Origin of the sequence: Vibrio eleionomae, assembly GCF_009874545.1 — a bacterium.
Classification (GTDB): Bacteria; Pseudomonadota; Gammaproteobacteria; order Enterobacterales; family Vibrionaceae; genus Vibrio; species Vibrio nitrifigilis.
Window position 1 is genome coordinate 1 of the sequence record NZ_WEKT01000080.1, and the last position, 17,772, is coordinate 17,772.

Consider the following 17,772-nt stretch of genomic DNA (forward strand, 5'->3'; position numbering starts at 1 on the left):
TTATGTCGCTGCCGCTCGACTTGCATGTGTTAGGCCTGCCGCCAGCGTTCAATCTGAGCCATGATCAAACTCTTCAATTAAAAGTTTTTTGTGGCTCAATGAATACTGAATACATTACTAAGTAATGTTGAATTGACTGTGCCAAGACCCCTAATGTTTCCAAAAGACATCTTGATTGGTCACTCAGTTCATTGAAACCAATTGGAAACCGAAGTTTCTCATTTGATTATCATCAACGAGTGCCCACACAGATTGATAGGTTTAAATTGTTAAAGAGCTTTCTTTCAACTTTGCGAGTTACTTCGCATCGAAAGAGGCGGCTATTCTATCGATTTAAAACTTAGTGTCAAACACTTTTTTAAATTATTTTTTTCTAGCCTCTCGACCGGAGAAGTTTCCTTCTAGAGCTTGTCAGCCCTTGCCCTGTCGATGGAGCGGCATTATAGAGATCTTAATCACAGCTGCAAGCCCTTTTTGCAAAAAGTTGCAAAAATAATGGTTAAACGCTGAACTTTCATCCAAAGGCTTATTTATCCAACTTTAGTCATAGAATAAGAACAACTTATCCACAGAGTTATCCAGATCTCGCATCTTTTCGCTTTTGTTTAGATATAAAAAAAGCTGCCTACTCATGCAGCTTTTCTATTGAATAATAAATTCTTAGCCATTAAATCCCCGAACCATGTTGCTCACCATCATCTTCATGTAATCCACATTCACGTTTCAAACCAAAGAAGCGAGTTTCCTCTTCGGACATTCCTGGCTCCCATTTACGCGTTGTGTGTGTATCACCAACAGATAGGTATCCTTGATCCCATAGAGGATGATAGCTAAGACCATGTTCCTTTAGATAGTAGTGAACATCTTTATTCGTCCAATCTACAATTGGCAAGAATTTAAACACACCATTTTGAATGGCCAGTACGGGAAGTGTTGCTCGTGACTGCGATTGCTCGTGACGAAGACCAGAAAACCACGTACCAACTTGAAGTTCATCTAATGCTCGATGCATAGGTTCAACTTTATTGATACGATTATATTTTTCTATTCCTTCAATTCCCTGCTCCCACAATTTGCCGTAACGAGCTTCCTGCCATGCTGGAGAATGCTCTGCTCTATATATATGTAGGTTTAGTTTTAATTTCTCCGTTAACTCATCAATAAAACGATAAGTTTCAGCGAAGAGATAGCCCGTATCCGTTAAAATAACTGGCGTATCTTGTTTCTCATTAGATACTAAATGAAGCATCACAGCAGCTTGAATACCAAAACTAGAGGTAAGAGCATGTGCTCCGGGTAAATTATCTAGTGCCCAAACAACACGTTCGGATGCATTTAATGTCTCCAGGTATCGATTGATTTCAGTAAGGCGGAGCGTTTGCTCCGCCTTAGATAAAGTCAATAGTTCAGACAACTCTGGGACAGAGAAGCTGTTATCAGGCATGAAAATCCCTCTTAGATACTTTGACTTCAGGAACAATACCGGCGCGAATAGTAAAATCACCGAAACACTCACCATCAAGACGTTCTTTCGCCCAGCGAGCCACCAGCTCATCAATATCTATCAAGATTTGCTCTACGGTAATGTTCTCTTTATACATTTTAGGTACTCGAGTACCCGCGCGGTTACCGCCTAAGTGAAGGTTATAGCGACCCGGTGCTTTACCAACTAAACCAATTTCGGCCAACATCGCACGACCACATCCGTTTGGACAGCCTGTGACACGTAAGATGATGTTGTCTTCTTTTGGTAAGCCGTGTTTTTCCAGAATCTCTTCAACTTGAGTCACAAACTCAGGGAGAAAACGTTCTGCTTCTGCCATCGCTAATGGACAGGTAGGAAACGAAACACACGCCATTGAGTTTTTACGTTGTTCACTCACGCCATCATCAATCAAACCATGCTTACGAGCCATTTGATCAATAATTGCCTTTTGATCGTCTGGTACACCAGCAATGATCAGGTTTTGGTTTGCTGTCATACGGAAATCACCTTGGTGAATTTTGGCAATCTCAGCAACACCTGATTTTAGCGGACGATTTGGATAATCAAGCAAACGGCCATTTTCGATAAACAGTGCTAAATGGTTTTTTCCGTCAATGCCTTTTGTCCAACCAATACGATCACCACGACCAGTAAATTCATATGGTCGAATAGCTTCAAATTTCACTCCAGCACGGCGTTCTACTTCTGCTTTGAATACATCAATACCAACACGGTCTAACGTGTATTTCGTTTTTGCATTCTTACGATTTGAGCGGTTACCCCAATCACGCTGCGTTGTTACCACAGCTTCAGCAATCGTCAATGTATCTTTTAGTGAGATATAACCAAACTCATCGGCACGGCGAGGATAAGTAGAGGTATCACCATGCGTCATAGCCAAGCCACCACCGACTAATACATTGAATCCGACCAATTTGCCATTTTCAGCAATAGCAATAAAGTTCAAATCATTCGCGTGAATATCCACATCATTTTGTGGTGGAATCACTACCGTGGTTTTAAATTTACGAGGTAAATAAGTACTACCTAAAATAGGTTCCTCATCTGTACCTTCGATCTTTTCACCGTCTAACCAAATCTCTGCATAAGCATGTGTTTTAGGCAGTAAATGCTCACTGATCTTTGTTGCCCATTCATAAGCTTCTTGATGTAACTCAGATTCGATAGGGTTTGAAGTACACAACACGTTACGGTTGACATCACCCGCAGTTGCAATGGAATCAATACCAATTTCATGAAGCATACGATGCATCATTTTGATATTTGGCTTTAATACACCATGAAACTGAAATGTTTGACGAGTAGTCAATCGAATACTGCCGTACATGGTATGTTCAGTCGCAAATTTATCGATCGCTAGCCACTGAGCAGGCTTGATTATCCCACCAGGCATACGAGCACGAAGCATCACATTATGTAGTGGTTCTAATTTTTGCTTAGTACGCTCTGCGCGAATATCACGATCATCCTGCTGATACATCCCATGGAAGCGGATGAGTTGAAAGTTATCCGGTGTAAAACCACCTGTGATACGATCTTTCAGATCCTCTGCAATCGTCCCACGTAAAAAATTACTCTCAGCTTTAAAGCGCTCGTTATCCGCAAGTGGACCAAGCACTTCGCCTAAGACTGTTTGTACATTTGTTTCTGGATTAATGCTCATTAGTACACGTCCCTTTGATAACGTTTTGCTTTGCGCAGATCATTAATGAATTCTTCTGCTTGTTCTGGGCTTAAACCACCAGCTTGTTTTGCTACTGTAACCAGCGCATCATTCACGTCTTTAGCCATACGGTTTGCATCTCCGCAAACATAAAGATAAGCGCCATCTTGTAGCCACTGCCACACATCTTCCGCTTGCTCTAAGATACGTTGCTGAACGTAAACTTTTTCGTTTTGATCACGACTGAAAGCCACATCTAAACGAGTTAAGACACCATCTTTTAAGTATTTCTGCCATTCCACTTGATACAAGAAATCTTGTGTAAAAGTACGATCGCCAAAAAACAGCCAGTTTTTACCGGTGGCATCACGATTATCACGTTCTTGAATGAAACTGCGGAATGGTGCAATGCCAGTACCAGGGCCAATCATTATCACCGGCACACTATCATCCTCTGGCAATTTAAAGTTGTTATTGTGCTCGATAAAGACATTAACGCTGTCGCCTTCTTCTAACCGACGAGTTAAGTAACTAGAAGCACCACCTTGACGTAAATGCCCATCAAAATCGTACTCAACAACACCAATAGTAAGATGAACTTCGTCTTCTACTTCACTTTGACTAGAAGCGATAGAATATAAACGAGGTGTTAAACGACGAAGAGATGCCACCAACTGTTCAGCGGTTAATTTAACTGGGTATTGTTTAAGAACATCGACAATTTGAGTTTTCGCAGAATATTCACGAAGCTCATTTTTATCTACGATCAAATGGTTTAAATCATCGCTCTCGGCAAATTCAGCTAACTTATTAATAAACTGAGGGTTTGCAGCAGTGATTTCATACTTAGCGACAAGAGCACTGTGAATAGATAGGCTTTCTCCATCCACATCAACACTCTCAACACCTGATAGACCAACAGCACCGAGAATTTCGTTAGCTAATTCTGATGAGTTTTCATACCAGACACCAAGTGCATCACCAGGTTGATAAGTAATACCAGATTCAGCCAAATCAATTTCGATATGACGGACATCTTTACCGGAATCTCGCCCCGTAATTTTTTGGTTAGTCAGTAGGCTTGCTTGATATGGATTCAGCTTAGTGTACTGAGCATGAGATACCGCTTGACCAATAGAGCTAGACACTACGGGTGCTGCTGCGCTAGCTAATGCTTCTTTTACCTTAGCAACCGCTTGTTCATTCCAAACCTTCGCCGCTTCGTCATAATCGACATCACAATCAACACGATCAATAAAACGAGAAGCCCCTTGCTTTTCAAGGAAAGCATCAAAGTCTTTACCGGTTTGGCAGAAAAATTCGTAACTTGAATCCCCTAAGCCAATCACACCATATTGTAAATTAGGCAACTTCGGTGCTTTTTTCGATTGTAGGAACTCATGTAGTGTTAATGCGTTATCTGGCGGCTCGCCTTCACCATTGGTCGAGGCAACAAAAATAACGTGCGTTTCTTTAGCTAAGTCCTTGCCTTTGTAATCACTAGCATCAACTAGGGATACTGGGATACCTGCGGCACTTGCTTGAGCTTCTAGCGCTTCAGCAACGCCTTTAGCGTTGCCTGTCTGAGAAGCAAAAATTATTGTGAGTTTTCCAGCTGGTACTGCAGTAATTTGAGCGTTAGGAGCCACCGTCACCTCTGACGACTGACTCAACCCCCAAAAGTAACCGCTCGCCCATGCTAATTGTGTTGGCGAAAGTTGAGAAACGGCCTGTTGCAACTGATTCAGTTGCACATCATTTAGAGGGCTCGTTAAACCAGCTAATTCTTTTGGTGTGGTGTTTGCTGAAGACATTGTCACGACTTCCTTATTCATTGCGTGACGATAGATTAACCACTCCTCTAAATAACAAGAAAGAATAGATCAGCATGTTTTATAACTTTTTGGAAGTAGGCAGCTAAAAATCAGAACTCTCGTGCTTCTACCCGAACTTGTGAAAACCCGACAGCCATTGCCGATTCTGATGCTAAATCAAGATTATCGTGGTGTTGTTCTATTCCTATCTCATCAGTGAGTAAAACAAAACCCCCTCTTTGATGACGAAATTCGACTATCCACGCCCCCTCTTGAGTTGAAGGTTCAATAATGGCTTCGACTAGCTGATTATTTCTATAAAGGTCTTGCAGTTCCGTAATAGTCATAATTCATCACTTCCACGGTTCACCTTCATTAAGAATGGTCAATATTGGCAACAGTGCCAACTGTTATTACAACCATAAGCAACAGCGTACTATGTGAATACAAAAGTAACGTTAAATAACGCTTAGAATTTGAAAGGAATAAATGTAGGCATTAAAAATTGATAATGGCGCCAACAAACCATCCTGAAATATGAATATGTTTGGGATCATCCACCGAATCAGGAATATCTAACTCATCGATATCTATATGACTGTTACGATAACCTGAATTCAAAGCCAAGGTGCCGATATTAATAGGTACCTTCCATTGAATTCCCAACGCATAATCTTGGTTCCCCACATCACTGCTCCCATAATCGCCAAAATCAATACGGGCGAAGACATCAATGGGGCTAAACGGAATAGCTACCGCGCCATAGGTATACAAATTGACGGTCGCATCGTTAAATGAATATTCCTGCTGATCCTTAGCGGTGTATTTTCCACTCATAAAACGGGAAAAACTGGCTCCAACATCAAAAGTATATAAATCTTGATTGAAGATATGGTAGTACAAGGTGTAGGTAAACTTGTCGAATTCAGCATCATCTTCAACCAGATTCGTGTAGCGAAAAGAAATATTAGGGAGGACGGGAAAGGAATGCTCTAACGAGATGATCAGTGAGGGAACATTTGATGGTTGGCCTCTTTCTCCTGATGCTTTGGTTGCACCAAACCAAATATCCGTGCCAACCTGTCCTCTATAAAAAGAGTCGGCACCAAAGCTTGCCTCAGAAAAAGCACTGATCAATACACAACAGCACCCAATACTCAATTTGTTCATCGAGAGCTCCACTACTCGCCTAACGGCATACTTATCTAAGTATCAGTATAGTGGAAAGTTTTTAAGATGCTGCTGTGACTCCCTGATTAGGGTCTATTTAGCCATTTATGTATCAGTTTTAGGATTATGCCCGACCATAGCGGCGGTATAACCAAACACCAGCACACACTACGACTAGAACCGGTAAAATTTTAAATACCGTACCTAACATACTGATTAAAAATACGACTGCTAATGCTACAGCTAAAGCAATCACTACGTTGAACTTACTTAATCCGATTCCCCACAAGGCAGCAAAGAATGAGAAAAGAAAAATAACTGCGTACATACTAATTTCCTGACGTTAAGTGTTAACGGAACAGTTCTATGCTGCTCTCGAATCTAATAATTGTGGAGGTATTCTAAACGACACAGCACCAAACTCGCTCAAGATTTGATGCCGTTGCTGATAAGTAGAATTAGTTTTATGGATAAAGATCACACATCAAGTTCTTCATAAGGGACTTTAGCCAGCGCTTGCTCAAGAACTTCAATTCCCGCCCCTTTTTTATGGGCATTTTCACTAATATATCGGCGCCATTGACGAGCGCCCGGCATATTTTGAAATAGTCCTAACATATGACGAGTAATATGGCCTAGGTAACTCCCATTTGATAAAGCATTCTCAATGTATGGATACATTTCTTTCACCACATCAGAACGTTTTTTTACTGGCGTATCTAAGCCAAATATTTTTTGATCGACTTCAGCCAAAATATAAGGATTTTGATATGCTTCTCGCCCAATCATAACACCATCAAGATGGTGTAGATGTTCTTGCGCTTCTTCTAGCGTTTTGACACCACCGTTAACAGCAATGGTCAAATTAGAAAAATCTTGTTTGATTTGGTAAGCACGTGAGTAATCTAACGGTGGAATCTCTCGGTTCTCTTTCGGACTCAAACCACTAAGCCATGCTTTACGAGCATGAATCGTGAATTGTTCACAGCCACCTTTTTCAGCTACAGTCGATATAAAATGAGTAAGGAACTCGTAAGAATCGAGATCATCAATACCAATTCGAGTTTTTACCGTAACAGGGATATCCACCACATCCTTCATCGCTGCAATACACTCAGCGACTAAATCAGCTTCGGCCATTAAACAAGCGCCAAAGCGGCCGTTCTGAACTCGATCTGAAGGGCACCCAACATTAAGGTTCACCTCATCATAACCGCGCTGCTCAGCCAATTTTGCACAATGGGCAAGATCCACAGGGTTAGAACCGCCTAACTGCAAAGCAACCGGATGCTCCTCTTGATTATAAGCAAGAAAATCGGCTTTACCGTGAATAATGGCGCCAGTCGTTACCATCTCTGTGTAAAGTAAGGTTTGGGCAGTCAGTAAGCGATGAAAATAACGACAATGGCGATCTGTCCAATCGAGCATTGGCGCAACGGACAGGCGCTGCATAACAACATCTTTTGCAATATCAGGTGTCGACACTGAACTACCTCAACTTGTAACTCTATAAAATGAAACAAATAGCGTTGTGACCTTTTGGATCATAGCAACCCAAAACCTCTAGAAGGTGCACAACACTCATCCAAACGATTCGCGGATTATACACATAGCACCTAAAACATACAGGTTAAATGAGGATCACATAACCCAAAACTCCCTAACAATTTCTCTATTCAAGCTTTATTTATCACAACTACACTGCTTTATAACGTTAATAGATGTCGTAATGTCCTGATAAATGATATTGTTTGATGGTAAAAACAAATAATTGGACCTTATCAACGATACTATCTATGTTAGTGATTGAATAAAGCACAGATATTTCTCTTATGCGAAACGATATTCATCGCGAAATGGTATATGATTATTAAAGTCCATCAGCAATGGTGAAAATATTGGACAATAAGCTAATCCAGCAGATTGAAGAAATATGTACAGCAAGAGGGGTCAGGCTTACATCACAACGTAAGCGTGTCTTCGAGTTGATTTGTTCGAGTAAAAAAGCATCCAGTGCTTACGAGTTGCTTGAAGAGCTCAAAATAAGTGAGCCACAAGCTAAACCGCCTACAGTTTACCGTGCACTCGATTTTTTGCTGGAACAAGGCTTTATCCATAGAGTAGAGTCAACCAACAGTTTTATTTCATGCTGCTCATGTAACGCCCATAAACATTCATCCCACCTACTTATCTGTGATGAATGTGGTAACGTAACTGAATTGCAGAATGACAAATTAGTGACTCTCCTGGAAGAAAATGCGGAGAAGCACGGCTTTAAGATTCATAACCATGTCATTGAATCTCATGGTGTTTGCCAGTCTTGCTCCTCTAACTAATGGATTAAATGAATAGAAGAAGGTTATGCGCGCTGAATTTGTGAATCCGTTTTTAGCTTCTTTAATGAATGTGCTAAAGACCATGGCTTCCTTGGAATTGAAGCCACAAAAACCTCGTCTGAAGAAAGATGAGATTGCTCGAGGGGATATCTCCGGGCTTATTGGTATGGTTGGCCCACAAACCCGAGGCTCAATGTCTATTACTTTTGACGAAGCCTTAGCCTTTGAAATTATGCAGAATATGTTAGGTGAACGCCCTAATGGCATCAATGAAGAAGTCACAGATATGGTTGGTGAAATCACCAACATGGTAACAGGCGGAGCTAAGCGTATTTTGGCTGAAAGTGGATTCGATTTCGATATGGCAACCCCTGTTGTCGTATCAGGTAAAGGCCATACTATTCGCCATAAATGTGAAGGTTCAATTATTTTAATGCCATTTGCCTCCCCTTGGGGTAATGCATTTATAGAAATCTGCTTTGAGTAACCTCACCACTAAATAACTAAAAAAGCGGATGACTAAGTCATCCGCTTTTTTATATGAGAGAAAATAATCTCTTAGTGATTAGTCACGTAATGCTTTAAACGCATTGATAAGCCCATTCGTTGAGCTATCGTGTGAATCTACTTCATCATTTGCCACTAATTCAGGAAGAATTTGGTTAGCTAATTGCTTACCTAATTCAACGCCCCATTGGTCAAAAGTAAAGATGTTCCAAATCACACCTTGTACAAAGATTTTATGTTCGTACATTGCAATCAAATGACCCAAAGAACGCGGAGTAATTTCCTTCACCAAAATAGAGTTGGTTGGACGGTTACCTTCAAATACTTTAAATGGTACCAATTCCGCAATTTCAGCTTCTGATTTGCCTGCTTTTTCTAGTTCCGCACGTACAGTCTCAGCTGATTTACCAAACGCCAATGCTTCAGTTTGAGCAAAGAAGTTAGACATCAATTTCTGATGGTGATCACCCGTTGGATTGTGAGTTTTTGCCGGAGCAATAAAATCACATGGAACAATCTTAGTGCCTTGGTGGATCAACTGGTAGAACGCGTGTTGACCATTCGTACCAGGCTCACCCCAGATAATAGGACCTGTTTGGTAAGTAACTGGATTGCCATTACGGTCAACATATTTACCGTTTGATTCCATATTACCCTGTTGGAAATAAGCAGGAAAACGGTGCATATATTGGTCATATGGCAAGATAGCTTCGGTTTCAGCACCATGGAAATTGTTATACCAGATCCCGATCAAGGCTAGGATAACAGGAATGTTATTTTCTAACGGAGTATCAACAAAGTGCTTGTCCATTTCATGGGCACCCGTCAATAGTTCAACATAGTTGTCAAAGCCGATAGATAGAATAATTGAAAGACCAATCGCAGACCAAAGTGAGTAACGACCACCAACCCAATCCCAGAATTCGAACATGTTATCTGTATCGATACCAAATTCAGCCACTGCTTTTGCGTTAGTTGATAGTGCAGCAAAGTGTTTTGCCACATGTGCTTCATCACCAGCAGTTTTTAAGAACCAATCACGTGCAGTATGAGCATTGGTCATTGTTTCTTGGGTAGTGAAAGTCTTAGAGGCAATCAGGAACAATGTTGTTTCTGGGCTAAGATTTTTTACTGTCTCTTCAATATGAGTGCCATCAACGTTAGAGACAAAATGCATATTTAAGTGGTTTTTGAATGGAACAAGAGCTTCAGTCACCATGTATGGGCCTAGATCTGAACCACCGATACCAATATTCACTACATCTGTAATAGCTTTGCCGGTATAACCTTTCCAATCACCAGAAATCACACGATCAGAGAATGATTTCATTTGTTCCAAGACTGCATTGACTGATGGCATTACATCTTTACCATCAACTAATACAGGTGTGTTACTACGGTTACGTAAGGCAGTATGTAGAACAGCACGATCTTCAGTACGGTTAATTTTTTCACCGCTGAACATTGATTGGATAGCACTTTTGATATCAATCTCATTTGCCAATGCAAATAAGTGTTTCATGGTGTCGTCGTTGATGAGGTTTTTTGAGTAATCAACCAATAGATCCGATCCAAAACGAGCTGAATATTTAGAGAAACGATCTTTGTCGTTCGCAAATAATGTTTTTAGATCCAAATCTTGCGCAGTTTCAAAATGCGCAGTCAACGCTTTCCAAGCCTCAGTTTGCGTTGGATTGATATTTTTAAGCATAGTATCTATCCCGATATAACAGTTGGTCTTATTCCATTCGGCGATGGTCAGCCTGTGGAATCCCCGATTAAAAAATAAAAAGCCCGCTATGCCTCATAGGGCATAACGTTGTAATTCGAATTAAGGCACTGAGTATGACCTAGCTCGTCAAACGCCACATTGAGATAAGTCAGTAACACAGGAAAATCATTATACTTAAATACTTCCTGCCAATTTAGAACACTCAGAGCGGTTACCATCGATCCTCGCCAACCATAACGCTATACTGACGAACAAACAATAGCCTTTGGAGCAATGGATTATGTGGCAACAGCAGGTCATCCACCTTAAAGCCTATCGCCGAGGATTTCATCTTATTACGCGAGAAATAGAACGACAGCTTCCACAAATTGACACTATTTCTGTCGGATTGCTGCACCTTTTTATCCAGCATACCTCTGCAAGCCTCACCATCAATGAGAATGCAGATCCAACCGTACGATCAGATATGGAGCAGCATTTTAATAAAATGGTTCCAGAGCGAGCCCCCTATTATCAACACACATATGAAGGTGATGATGATATGCCAGCTCATATCAAGGCATCCATATTGGGTAATAGCATCAGTATTCCAATTAGCCAGGGAAAGCTAGCATTAGGAACGTGGCAAGGAATTTATCTTGGAGAACATCGTGACTATGGTGGCGAACGACGCATTATTGCCACCATTCAAGGTGAGTAATTTTCAAACAGAGCAGATCGCTAGATCTGCTTAATACACCATCGCTATTCTAGACGTTAACTTAGTCACCAACTCATATCCAGATGTTCCGATATGGTGAGCAACCGTTTCAACAGGTAGCGACGCCCCCCATAAAATCACTTCATCACCAACACAATCTTTAGCTTCAGGCCCAAGATCGACACTGAGCATATCCATACAGACACGTCCAACGAGTGGTAACTGACGTCCATTAACAAGTACCGGTGTACCATTTGGTGCGGTTCGTGGATAACCATCGCCATAACCAATAGCGACAATTCCTATCTTGGTATCACAAGGGCTAGCCCACGTGCCACCATAGCCAATCGGCTCACCCTGCTTCACGTCTCTAATGGCAATTAAGCGAGAAGTTAAAGTCATTACGGGTTTAAGCCCCATTTGTCCTGCCGTTTTGTCAGCGAAAGGGGAAACACCGTACATAATAATTCCAGGACGAACCCAATCTAGATGGCTGTCAGGCAAAGCAAGGAGTCCTGCGGACGCGGCAATGGAACACTCGCCTATTTCCTGATTAGTTAACTGCTTAAATAGGGCAAGCTGACGTGGCGCGCTATCATTATTGGGTTCATCAGCACAAGCAAAGTGACTAATAAATCGCAGATCATCTGCAACATTAGGGCAACGTTTTAAACGTGTAACAAATTCTAAAAATTGCTCAGGGCGAATACCTAAGCGATGCATTCCGGTATCGACTTTAAGCCATACAGAGATAGGCGCATCTAATTGAACTTGCTCGAGTGCTTCAAGCTGCTCAATACAATGCACCACGGTTTGTATCCGGTTTGTTGTGATAACAGGTAAATCTTGTGCGGAATAAAAGCCTTCTAATAAGAGAATCGGTTTAACTATCCCATTCGCCCTTAACTGCAAAGCTTCTTCAATTCTAGCCACACCAAATGCATCAGCCTCAACAGACACAGCCTTAGATACTGCATGAAGACCATGTCCATAACTATTCGCTTTCACAACAGCCATTATCTGGCTACTTGGTGCTAGCTCTCTGACTTTCGCCAAATTAAATTGTAAGGCCGCTAAATCAACATAAGCCGTTGCTGCTTGTGTATAGGCTTGACTGTTATTCATCATCAAACGCAGGACCAGCATAATTATCAAAACGAGAGAATTGCCCTTGGAAGGTTAATCTTACTGAACCAATCGGACCATTACGTTGTTTACCAATGATAATTTCAGCAATCCCTTTTAGAGCACTATCTGGGTGATATACCTCATCACGGTATATAAACATAATTAAGTCGGCATCTTGTTCAATAGAGCCAGATTCACGCAAATCCGAGTTAACAGGGCGCTTGTCTGCTCGTTGCTCCAAAGAACGGTTAAGCTGGGATAGTGCAACGACTGGGACATTAAGCTCTTTTGCTAATGCTTTGAGAGAGCGAGAAATTTCTGCAATCTCTAGTGTACGGTTATCCGACAACGCTGGCACACGCATCAACTGCAGGTAGTCGACCATGATCATAGATAAACCACCATGCTCACGAGCAATACGTCTAGCACGAGAACGAACTTCTGTTGGGGTTAAGCCAGAGCTATCGTCAATGAACATATTTTTCTTCTCCATAAGGATCCCCATGGTAGAAGATATACGCGCCCAATCTTCATCATCGAGCTGACCAGTACGAATTTTAGTTTGGTCAACACGTGATAGCGAAGCTAGCATACGCATCATTAACTGTTCAGCAGGCATCTCAAGAGAAAAGATAAGAACAGGTTTTTCTTGCTCCATCGCTGCGTTTTCACATAAGTTCATCGCAAAAGTCGTTTTACCCATCGACGGACGAGCCGCGACAATCACCAGATCAGAACCTTGCAGGCCAGCCGTTTTTTTATTGAGGTCAGTAAAACCAGTATCGACACCTGTTACACCATCTTGTGGGGTTTTATACAAGATTTCGATACGCTCTAAGGTTTTTTCCAGAATATTGTCGACATTCTGCGGCCCTTCATTTTCACTGGTGCGTTCTTCTGCTATTGCGAACACTTTACTCTCGGCAAGATCGAGCAAATCTTCAGATGAACGACCTTGAGGGTCATAACCAGCATCAGCAATTTCATTCGCGACACCAATTAGGTTGCGAACCAGTGCCCGTTCAGCGACAATCTCTGCATAAGCGTTAATGTTGGCAGCACTTGGGGTGTTCTTAGCCAAATCGGCAAGATAAGCAAAACCACCCACATCTTCTAATTGTTCTCTCAGTTCCAAAAATTCTGAAAGAGTAATTAAATCAAGGGGTTTACTTTCTTCAAGAATACTTTTTACTGCATCAAAAATGAGTCTATGGGGACGACTATAAAAGTCTTTTGTCACCACTCGCTCTGATACGGTATCCCAACGTTCATTATCCAGCAGCAGACCACCAATAACAGATTGCTCTGCTTCAATGGAATGAGGTGGTACTTTGATAGCATCAACTTGTGCATCAGAAGAGGGTTTACGGTTTCGATTTTCAGTTCGTGGATCAGCCATGACTTCACTCTGTAACGCTTTAATGACCGTACATTATAACGGTATTAGATAATTTGTAATTAGCTGATAATAAGTTTGTGTTGAATCGGACAGAATTAACCTAGCGTTGACTATTTCACAACCCACAAACTCTATTATCTACCCTATTCAACATTAATATCAGAGGTTCTTTGTGTCCAAAATTTGGCTTCTAAGCGCTAGTCTTTTGCTTTCTGGCATTGCCTATGCGGAGGACACGACCACTTCGACAACTGACTCCCAGCAAAACGATAATGTGGATATCCCCTCACCTTGGGAAGGCCAAGTTGAACTGGGTTATCAGGCACACTCGGGTAACACCAATACGGAAGCACTCAACACATTAGTGCAAGGGACATATACCAAAGGTCGACACCGTACAACAGGTGAGTGGAAGGTCTACAAACTTGTCAGAGAGTATTATAAGGACAAACGCAAATCCAATTATTCACTACAAAGTGACTACAAACTCGGCCCTAAAAGCTATTTATACAGTAGTTTTAGCGGTACAGACTCAAACTATACGGCCTATTTTAAAGACTATACTTTTTCAGCAGGTCCCGGTTTCCAGCTAACCCATACTGATGATGTCACTGTTGAGTTTGAATTAGGTCCCGGTTATCGCTATCAGCGCCCTAACCTTGATGAAATCGATTCAAACGATGTTGTATTCGACGAAACCATTAAAGAACCCATCATTCGCGCAAACTTGCGTAACGAATGGGCGATATTTAAAAACCTCAATGTCTACGCCGATCTTACTGTCGTCACGGGTCAAACTAACACAACCTTCACCAGCGATGTCGGCATAACAAACAACATCACTGATAATATAGCTCTAAAACTTAGCCACAACTTGCAGTATTACAATAAAGTACCAGACAGTTCACTAAAGAAGCATGATGGTATTTTCACTGTTAGTGTTTTAGTCTCATTTTAAAAAGAAAGGGAAACAAACAATTGTTTCCCTTTTTTATTGATATAAAAAAACACCAGCCAAAGCTGGTGTTTTCTAAGTCGGTATACCGAGATTACTCAGCAACAACTTGAAGTTTTACAGTAGCAAATACTTCAGAGTGAAGTTGAACGTTGATTTCAAATTCACCAGTTGTGCGTAGAGCACCTTCAGGTAGACGAACTTCGCTCTTAGCTACTTCAACACCCGCTGCAGTGATCGCATCAGCGATATCACGAGTACCGATAGAACCAAATAGTTTACCTTCGTCACCAGCTTTAGAAGCGATAACAACTGCTTCTAATTCGCTAACTTTGTCAGCACGAGCTTGTGCAGCTTGAAGTTCTTCAGCAACTTTAGCTTCTAGTTCAGCGCGACGAGTTTCGAACATTTCAACGTTAGCTTTAGTTGCCATTACTGCCTTACCTGTTGGGATAAGGAAGTTACGAGCGTAACCAGATTTAACGTGAACTGTATCGCCAAGACCACCTAGGTTACCGATTTTATCAAGTAGAATAACTTGCATTGCTTAATCCTCTTTCTTAATAAACGGTGCCGATTACTGATGTTTGTCAGTGTATGGCAATAGAGCTAGGTAGCGTGAACGTTTGATTGCACGAGCTAGCTGACGCTGATATTTAGCGCTTGTACCAGTAATACGGCTAGGTACGATTTTACCAGCTTCAGTGATGTAGTTCTTAAGAGTTGCTACGTCTTTGTAATCAATCTCTTGTACGCCTTCTGCAGTGAAACGGCAGAATTTACGACGACGGAAGAAACGAGCCATGGGCTATCTCCTGATCTAAATTTGAGTAATGTTGTCGGCATGTAACACCAATTTTCCCACGCCATTTCGGCCGGTCTGATAAGCGACAAAACCACTTACCTTGATGTGACTGCCTTGTACTAAATCTTGAGTGAATTCATTTGACCGTTTGCCACTGACTACCACAGGCATGCGACAATACACTTGTCTGGGTAAATCAGCTTCAATTACCGTGGAGCGATGTTCAAGCCAAAATCGGCAGTGAGCAACGCCCGCAGGGCTTTTGCTTCGAAGCGGAGGTTTAGCAACAGTGCCACTAAGCTCCATTCGATTGGTCATTATAAAAAATTACTCAGCGTTCGCTTCTGATTTAGCTTCGTCACGCTTAGTACGCTCTTCTTTAGCTTTAAGCATGATTGAAGGTTCAGTTACAGCGTGTTTAGTACGCATAATCATGTTACGTAGAACTGCATCGTTGAAACGGAAAGCAGTTTCTAGTTCATCAATCACAGCTTGGTCAGCTTCAACGTTCATTAGAACGTAGTGAGCTTTGTGAAGCTTGTTGATTGGGTAAGCCAGTTGACGACGACCCCAGTCTTCAAGACGGTGTACAGTACCGCCTGCTTCAGTGATAGAACCAGTGTAACGCTCGATCATGCCAGCAACTTGCTCGCTTTGATCTGGGTGCACCATGAATACGATTTCGTAATGACGCATTTATTGCTCCTTACGGATTATTCAGCTTCCCAATTTGGCCCGGTCATCCAAAGGAAGCAAGGAACGAATGATAGTTGACCGAGAATAAAGGAGCACGAATTGTACAGAATCGCCAAAAACTAAGCAAGCGAATTATCTGTACCGAGAAGAGGAAATTGATAAGAAAAGGTTCGTTGTAAACGAAAAATATAACAGATTGAAAAATCGAGGGAATAAGAGGTAGAAAAGTAAGAAAAATGGTAATGCTCGGCAATGAATATAACCGAGCAAATCACAACGGCGTTAACTAATCGTCTTCATCCACAAATTGGGCTTGTACGTAATTAGGCAAGCCGGTCATATCGATCAAGCCTAACTGAGTTTCTAACCAGTCTACGTGATCTTCTTCATCTTCTAAGATATCTTGAAATAAATCACGTGAGACATAATCACGGATATCTTCAGCATAAGCGATCGCTTCACGTAAGTCTGGAATTGCGATCATTTCGAGCTTTAAATCAGACTCTAACATTTCCTTCACGTCTTCCCCGATCATCAACTTACCGAGATCTTGTAAGTTCGGTAACCCTTCAAGGAAAAGAATTCGCTCGATCAAATGGTCCGCATGTTTCATCTCATCGATAGACTCGTGATATTCCTTATCGGCTAGGTTTTTAAGGCCCCAGTCTTTATACATACGAGCATGAAGAAAGTATTGGTTAATGGCAATAAGTTCGTTGCCAAGGATTTTGTTGAGATGTTGAATGATGATTGGATCGCCTTTCATAGATAAACCCTCCTGTTTGGTCACATTAACTTTATTAACCAAATACAAGAGTGTCAAAAAAAGACCAAAAAATAATCAACTGGCTTGCTGTAGTTCTATTGGTTTTACCTGCTCCAAAATCTCCTTTGCTTGGCGAACACATCGTCCACACTGAGTTCCAAGCGCAGTACATTTTTTTATTCCCCGAATATCTGTCACTCCCTGATCAACAGCAAGTTGTCTGATTTTTTTATCCGATACGGCATGGCATAAACAAACGTACATAACATCATCTTCTTAATAAAACTAAAGACAATATAAACAATAACTATTCTTATTACCACCTTTAGTTAAATAAGAATTAATAACATTTAGTTATAAATAGAATTATCATCAGCTTATTTCGTGCTCCTAACATGCAAAAAGGGAAGCCGAAGCTTCCCTTTTCTTTCAATGCGATGTCCGCACTAAATTTAATGCAAATTAAGCATCAATTTTAGCTACAACACCTGCACCTACTGTACGACCGCCTTCACGGATCGCGAAACGTAGACCTTCGTCCATCGCGATTGGGGCGATTAGTTCTACAGTCATTTTAACGTTGTCGCCTGGCAT

At 41.5% G+C, this 17,772-nt stretch carries 21 protein-coding genes and 1 rRNA gene; 4 read left to right on the forward strand and 18 right to left on the reverse strand.

Translation table 11 applies throughout. From position 1 onward, the window contains the following. The 8 genes from F9817_RS22315 to dusA all read right to left on the reverse strand — a co-directional run. A 16S ribosomal RNA gene (locus tag F9817_RS22315) occupies positions 1–80 on the reverse strand; the annotation flags it as partial. Between the two features lie 587 nt (positions 81–667). Then, a complete protein-coding gene (locus F9817_RS22320) occupies positions 668–1,444 on the reverse strand; it encodes a phosphoadenylyl-sulfate reductase (protein WP_161158416.1) in 777 nt (258 codons plus the stop codon). Continuing rightward, positions 1,437–3,170 carry an assimilatory sulfite reductase (NADPH) hemoprotein subunit gene (gene cysI, locus F9817_RS22325; RefSeq protein ID WP_161158417.1) on the reverse strand — a complete coding sequence of 578 codons (1,734 nt, stop codon included), beginning with the start codon at positions 3,168–3,170 and terminating at the stop codon, positions 1,437–1,439. Before cysI ends, F9817_RS22320 begins: the two co-directional genes overlap by 8 nt. Next, positions 3,170–5,005, reverse strand: coding sequence for an assimilatory sulfite reductase (NADPH) flavoprotein subunit (locus F9817_RS22330; RefSeq protein ID WP_161158418.1), 1,836 nt, complete (start codon positions 5,003–5,005; stop codon positions 3,170–3,172). The genes cysI and F9817_RS22330 overlap by 1 nt, the downstream gene beginning before the upstream one ends. A gap of 89 nt (positions 5,006–5,094) precedes the next feature. Continuing rightward, on the reverse strand, positions 5,095–5,331 hold the full coding sequence (locus F9817_RS22335; RefSeq protein ID WP_161158419.1) for a hypothetical protein: 237 nt from the start codon (positions 5,329–5,331) through the stop codon (positions 5,095–5,097). Between the two features lie 151 nt (positions 5,332–5,482). Next, positions 5,483–6,154 (reverse strand): TIGR04219 family outer membrane beta-barrel protein, encoded by a 672-nt coding sequence (locus F9817_RS22340; protein WP_161158420.1) that lies wholly within the window; start codon positions 6,152–6,154, stop codon positions 5,483–5,485. A 124-nt stretch (positions 6,155–6,278) separates the two neighbouring features. Continuing rightward, positions 6,279–6,482, reverse strand: coding sequence for an envelope stress response protein PspG (locus tag F9817_RS22345; protein ID WP_161158421.1), 204 nt, complete (start codon positions 6,480–6,482; stop codon positions 6,279–6,281). A gap of 149 nt (positions 6,483–6,631) precedes the next feature. Beyond that, on the reverse strand, positions 6,632–7,606 hold the full coding sequence (gene dusA, locus F9817_RS22350) for a tRNA dihydrouridine(20/20a) synthase DusA (RefSeq protein ID WP_161158434.1): 975 nt from the start codon (positions 7,604–7,606) through the stop codon (positions 6,632–6,634). 434 nt (positions 7,607–8,040) lie between these two features. On the opposite strand from dusA, the gene zur reads away from it, so the two are divergent. Further along, complete coding sequence (gene zur / locus F9817_RS22355; RefSeq protein ID WP_161158422.1) at positions 8,041–8,490, forward strand: zinc uptake transcriptional repressor Zur; 450 nt, start codon at positions 8,041–8,043, stop codon at positions 8,488–8,490. Positions 8,491–8,515: 25 nt separating this feature from the next. Next, a complete protein-coding gene (locus F9817_RS22360; protein ID WP_161158423.1) occupies positions 8,516–8,977 on the forward strand; it encodes a chemotaxis protein CheX in 462 nt (153 codons plus the stop codon). Between the two features lie 78 nt (positions 8,978–9,055). Here the strand turns inward: F9817_RS22360 and pgi are convergent, their stop codons facing one another. Continuing rightward, positions 9,056–10,708 carry a glucose-6-phosphate isomerase gene (gene pgi, locus F9817_RS22365; RefSeq protein ID WP_161158424.1) on the reverse strand — a complete coding sequence of 551 codons (1,653 nt, stop codon included), beginning with the start codon at positions 10,706–10,708 and terminating at the stop codon, positions 9,056–9,058. A gap of 301 nt (positions 10,709–11,009) precedes the next feature. Here pgi and F9817_RS22370 point away from each other — a divergent pair, with 301 nt between their 5' ends. Next, positions 11,010–11,429: a secondary thiamine-phosphate synthase enzyme YjbQ gene (locus F9817_RS22370; protein ID WP_161158425.1), complete on the forward strand. Its 420-nt coding sequence runs from the start codon at positions 11,010–11,012 to the stop codon at positions 11,427–11,429. A 30-nt stretch (positions 11,430–11,459) separates the two neighbouring features. Here F9817_RS22370 and alr read toward each other — a convergent pair whose 3' ends face one another. Beyond that, positions 11,460–12,575 carry an alanine racemase gene (gene alr, locus F9817_RS22375; RefSeq protein ID WP_161158426.1) on the reverse strand — a complete coding sequence of 372 codons (1,116 nt, stop codon included), beginning with the start codon at positions 12,573–12,575 and terminating at the stop codon, positions 11,460–11,462. Continuing rightward, the gene (locus F9817_RS22380) at positions 12,547–13,956 is read right to left on the reverse strand and encodes a replicative DNA helicase (RefSeq protein WP_161158427.1); all 1,410 of its coding nucleotides are present in this window, start codon (positions 13,954–13,956) and stop codon (positions 12,547–12,549) included. The genes alr and F9817_RS22380 overlap by 29 nt, the downstream gene beginning before the upstream one ends. Positions 13,957–14,128: 172 nt before the next feature. On the opposite strand from F9817_RS22380, the gene F9817_RS22385 reads away from it, so the two are divergent. Beyond that, positions 14,129–14,914: a DUF481 domain-containing protein gene (locus F9817_RS22385; protein ID WP_161158428.1), complete on the forward strand. Its 786-nt coding sequence runs from the start codon at positions 14,129–14,131 to the stop codon at positions 14,912–14,914. 91 nt (positions 14,915–15,005) lie between these two features. Here F9817_RS22385 and rplI read toward each other — a convergent pair whose 3' ends face one another. The 7 genes from rplI to F9817_RS22420 form a co-directional block, all read right to left on the reverse strand. Beyond that, positions 15,006–15,455 carry a 50S ribosomal protein L9 gene (rplI, locus tag F9817_RS22390; protein ID WP_161158429.1) on the reverse strand — a complete coding sequence of 150 codons (450 nt, stop codon included), beginning with the start codon at positions 15,453–15,455 and terminating at the stop codon, positions 15,006–15,008. Between the two features lie 33 nt (positions 15,456–15,488). Beyond that, positions 15,489–15,716, reverse strand: a complete 228-nt coding sequence (rpsR, locus tag F9817_RS22395; protein WP_000090472.1) for a 30S ribosomal protein S18 — start codon at positions 15,714–15,716, stop codon at positions 15,489–15,491. 15 nt (positions 15,717–15,731) lie between these two features. After that, a complete protein-coding gene (priB, locus tag F9817_RS22400; RefSeq protein ID WP_161158430.1) occupies positions 15,732–16,034 on the reverse strand; it encodes a primosomal replication protein N in 303 nt (100 codons plus the stop codon). Positions 16,035–16,043: 9 nt separating this feature from the next. After that, complete coding sequence (gene rpsF / locus F9817_RS22405) at positions 16,044–16,412, reverse strand: 30S ribosomal protein S6 (RefSeq protein ID WP_161158431.1); 369 nt, start codon at positions 16,410–16,412, stop codon at positions 16,044–16,046. A gap of 286 nt (positions 16,413–16,698) precedes the next feature. Next, entirely contained in the window at positions 16,699–17,178 is a 480-nt protein-coding gene (gene bfr / locus F9817_RS22410) for a bacterioferritin (protein WP_161158432.1), read from the reverse strand. A 75-nt stretch (positions 17,179–17,253) separates the two neighbouring features. Next, entirely contained in the window at positions 17,254–17,442 is a 189-nt protein-coding gene (locus tag F9817_RS22415; protein ID WP_161158433.1) for a (2Fe-2S)-binding protein, read from the reverse strand. Between the two features lie 198 nt (positions 17,443–17,640). Further along, positions 17,641–17,772, reverse strand: a 132-nt coding sequence (locus tag F9817_RS22420) for an EF-Tu C-terminal domain-related protein (RefSeq protein WP_486679367.1), incomplete at its 5' end; no start/stop codon positions are given.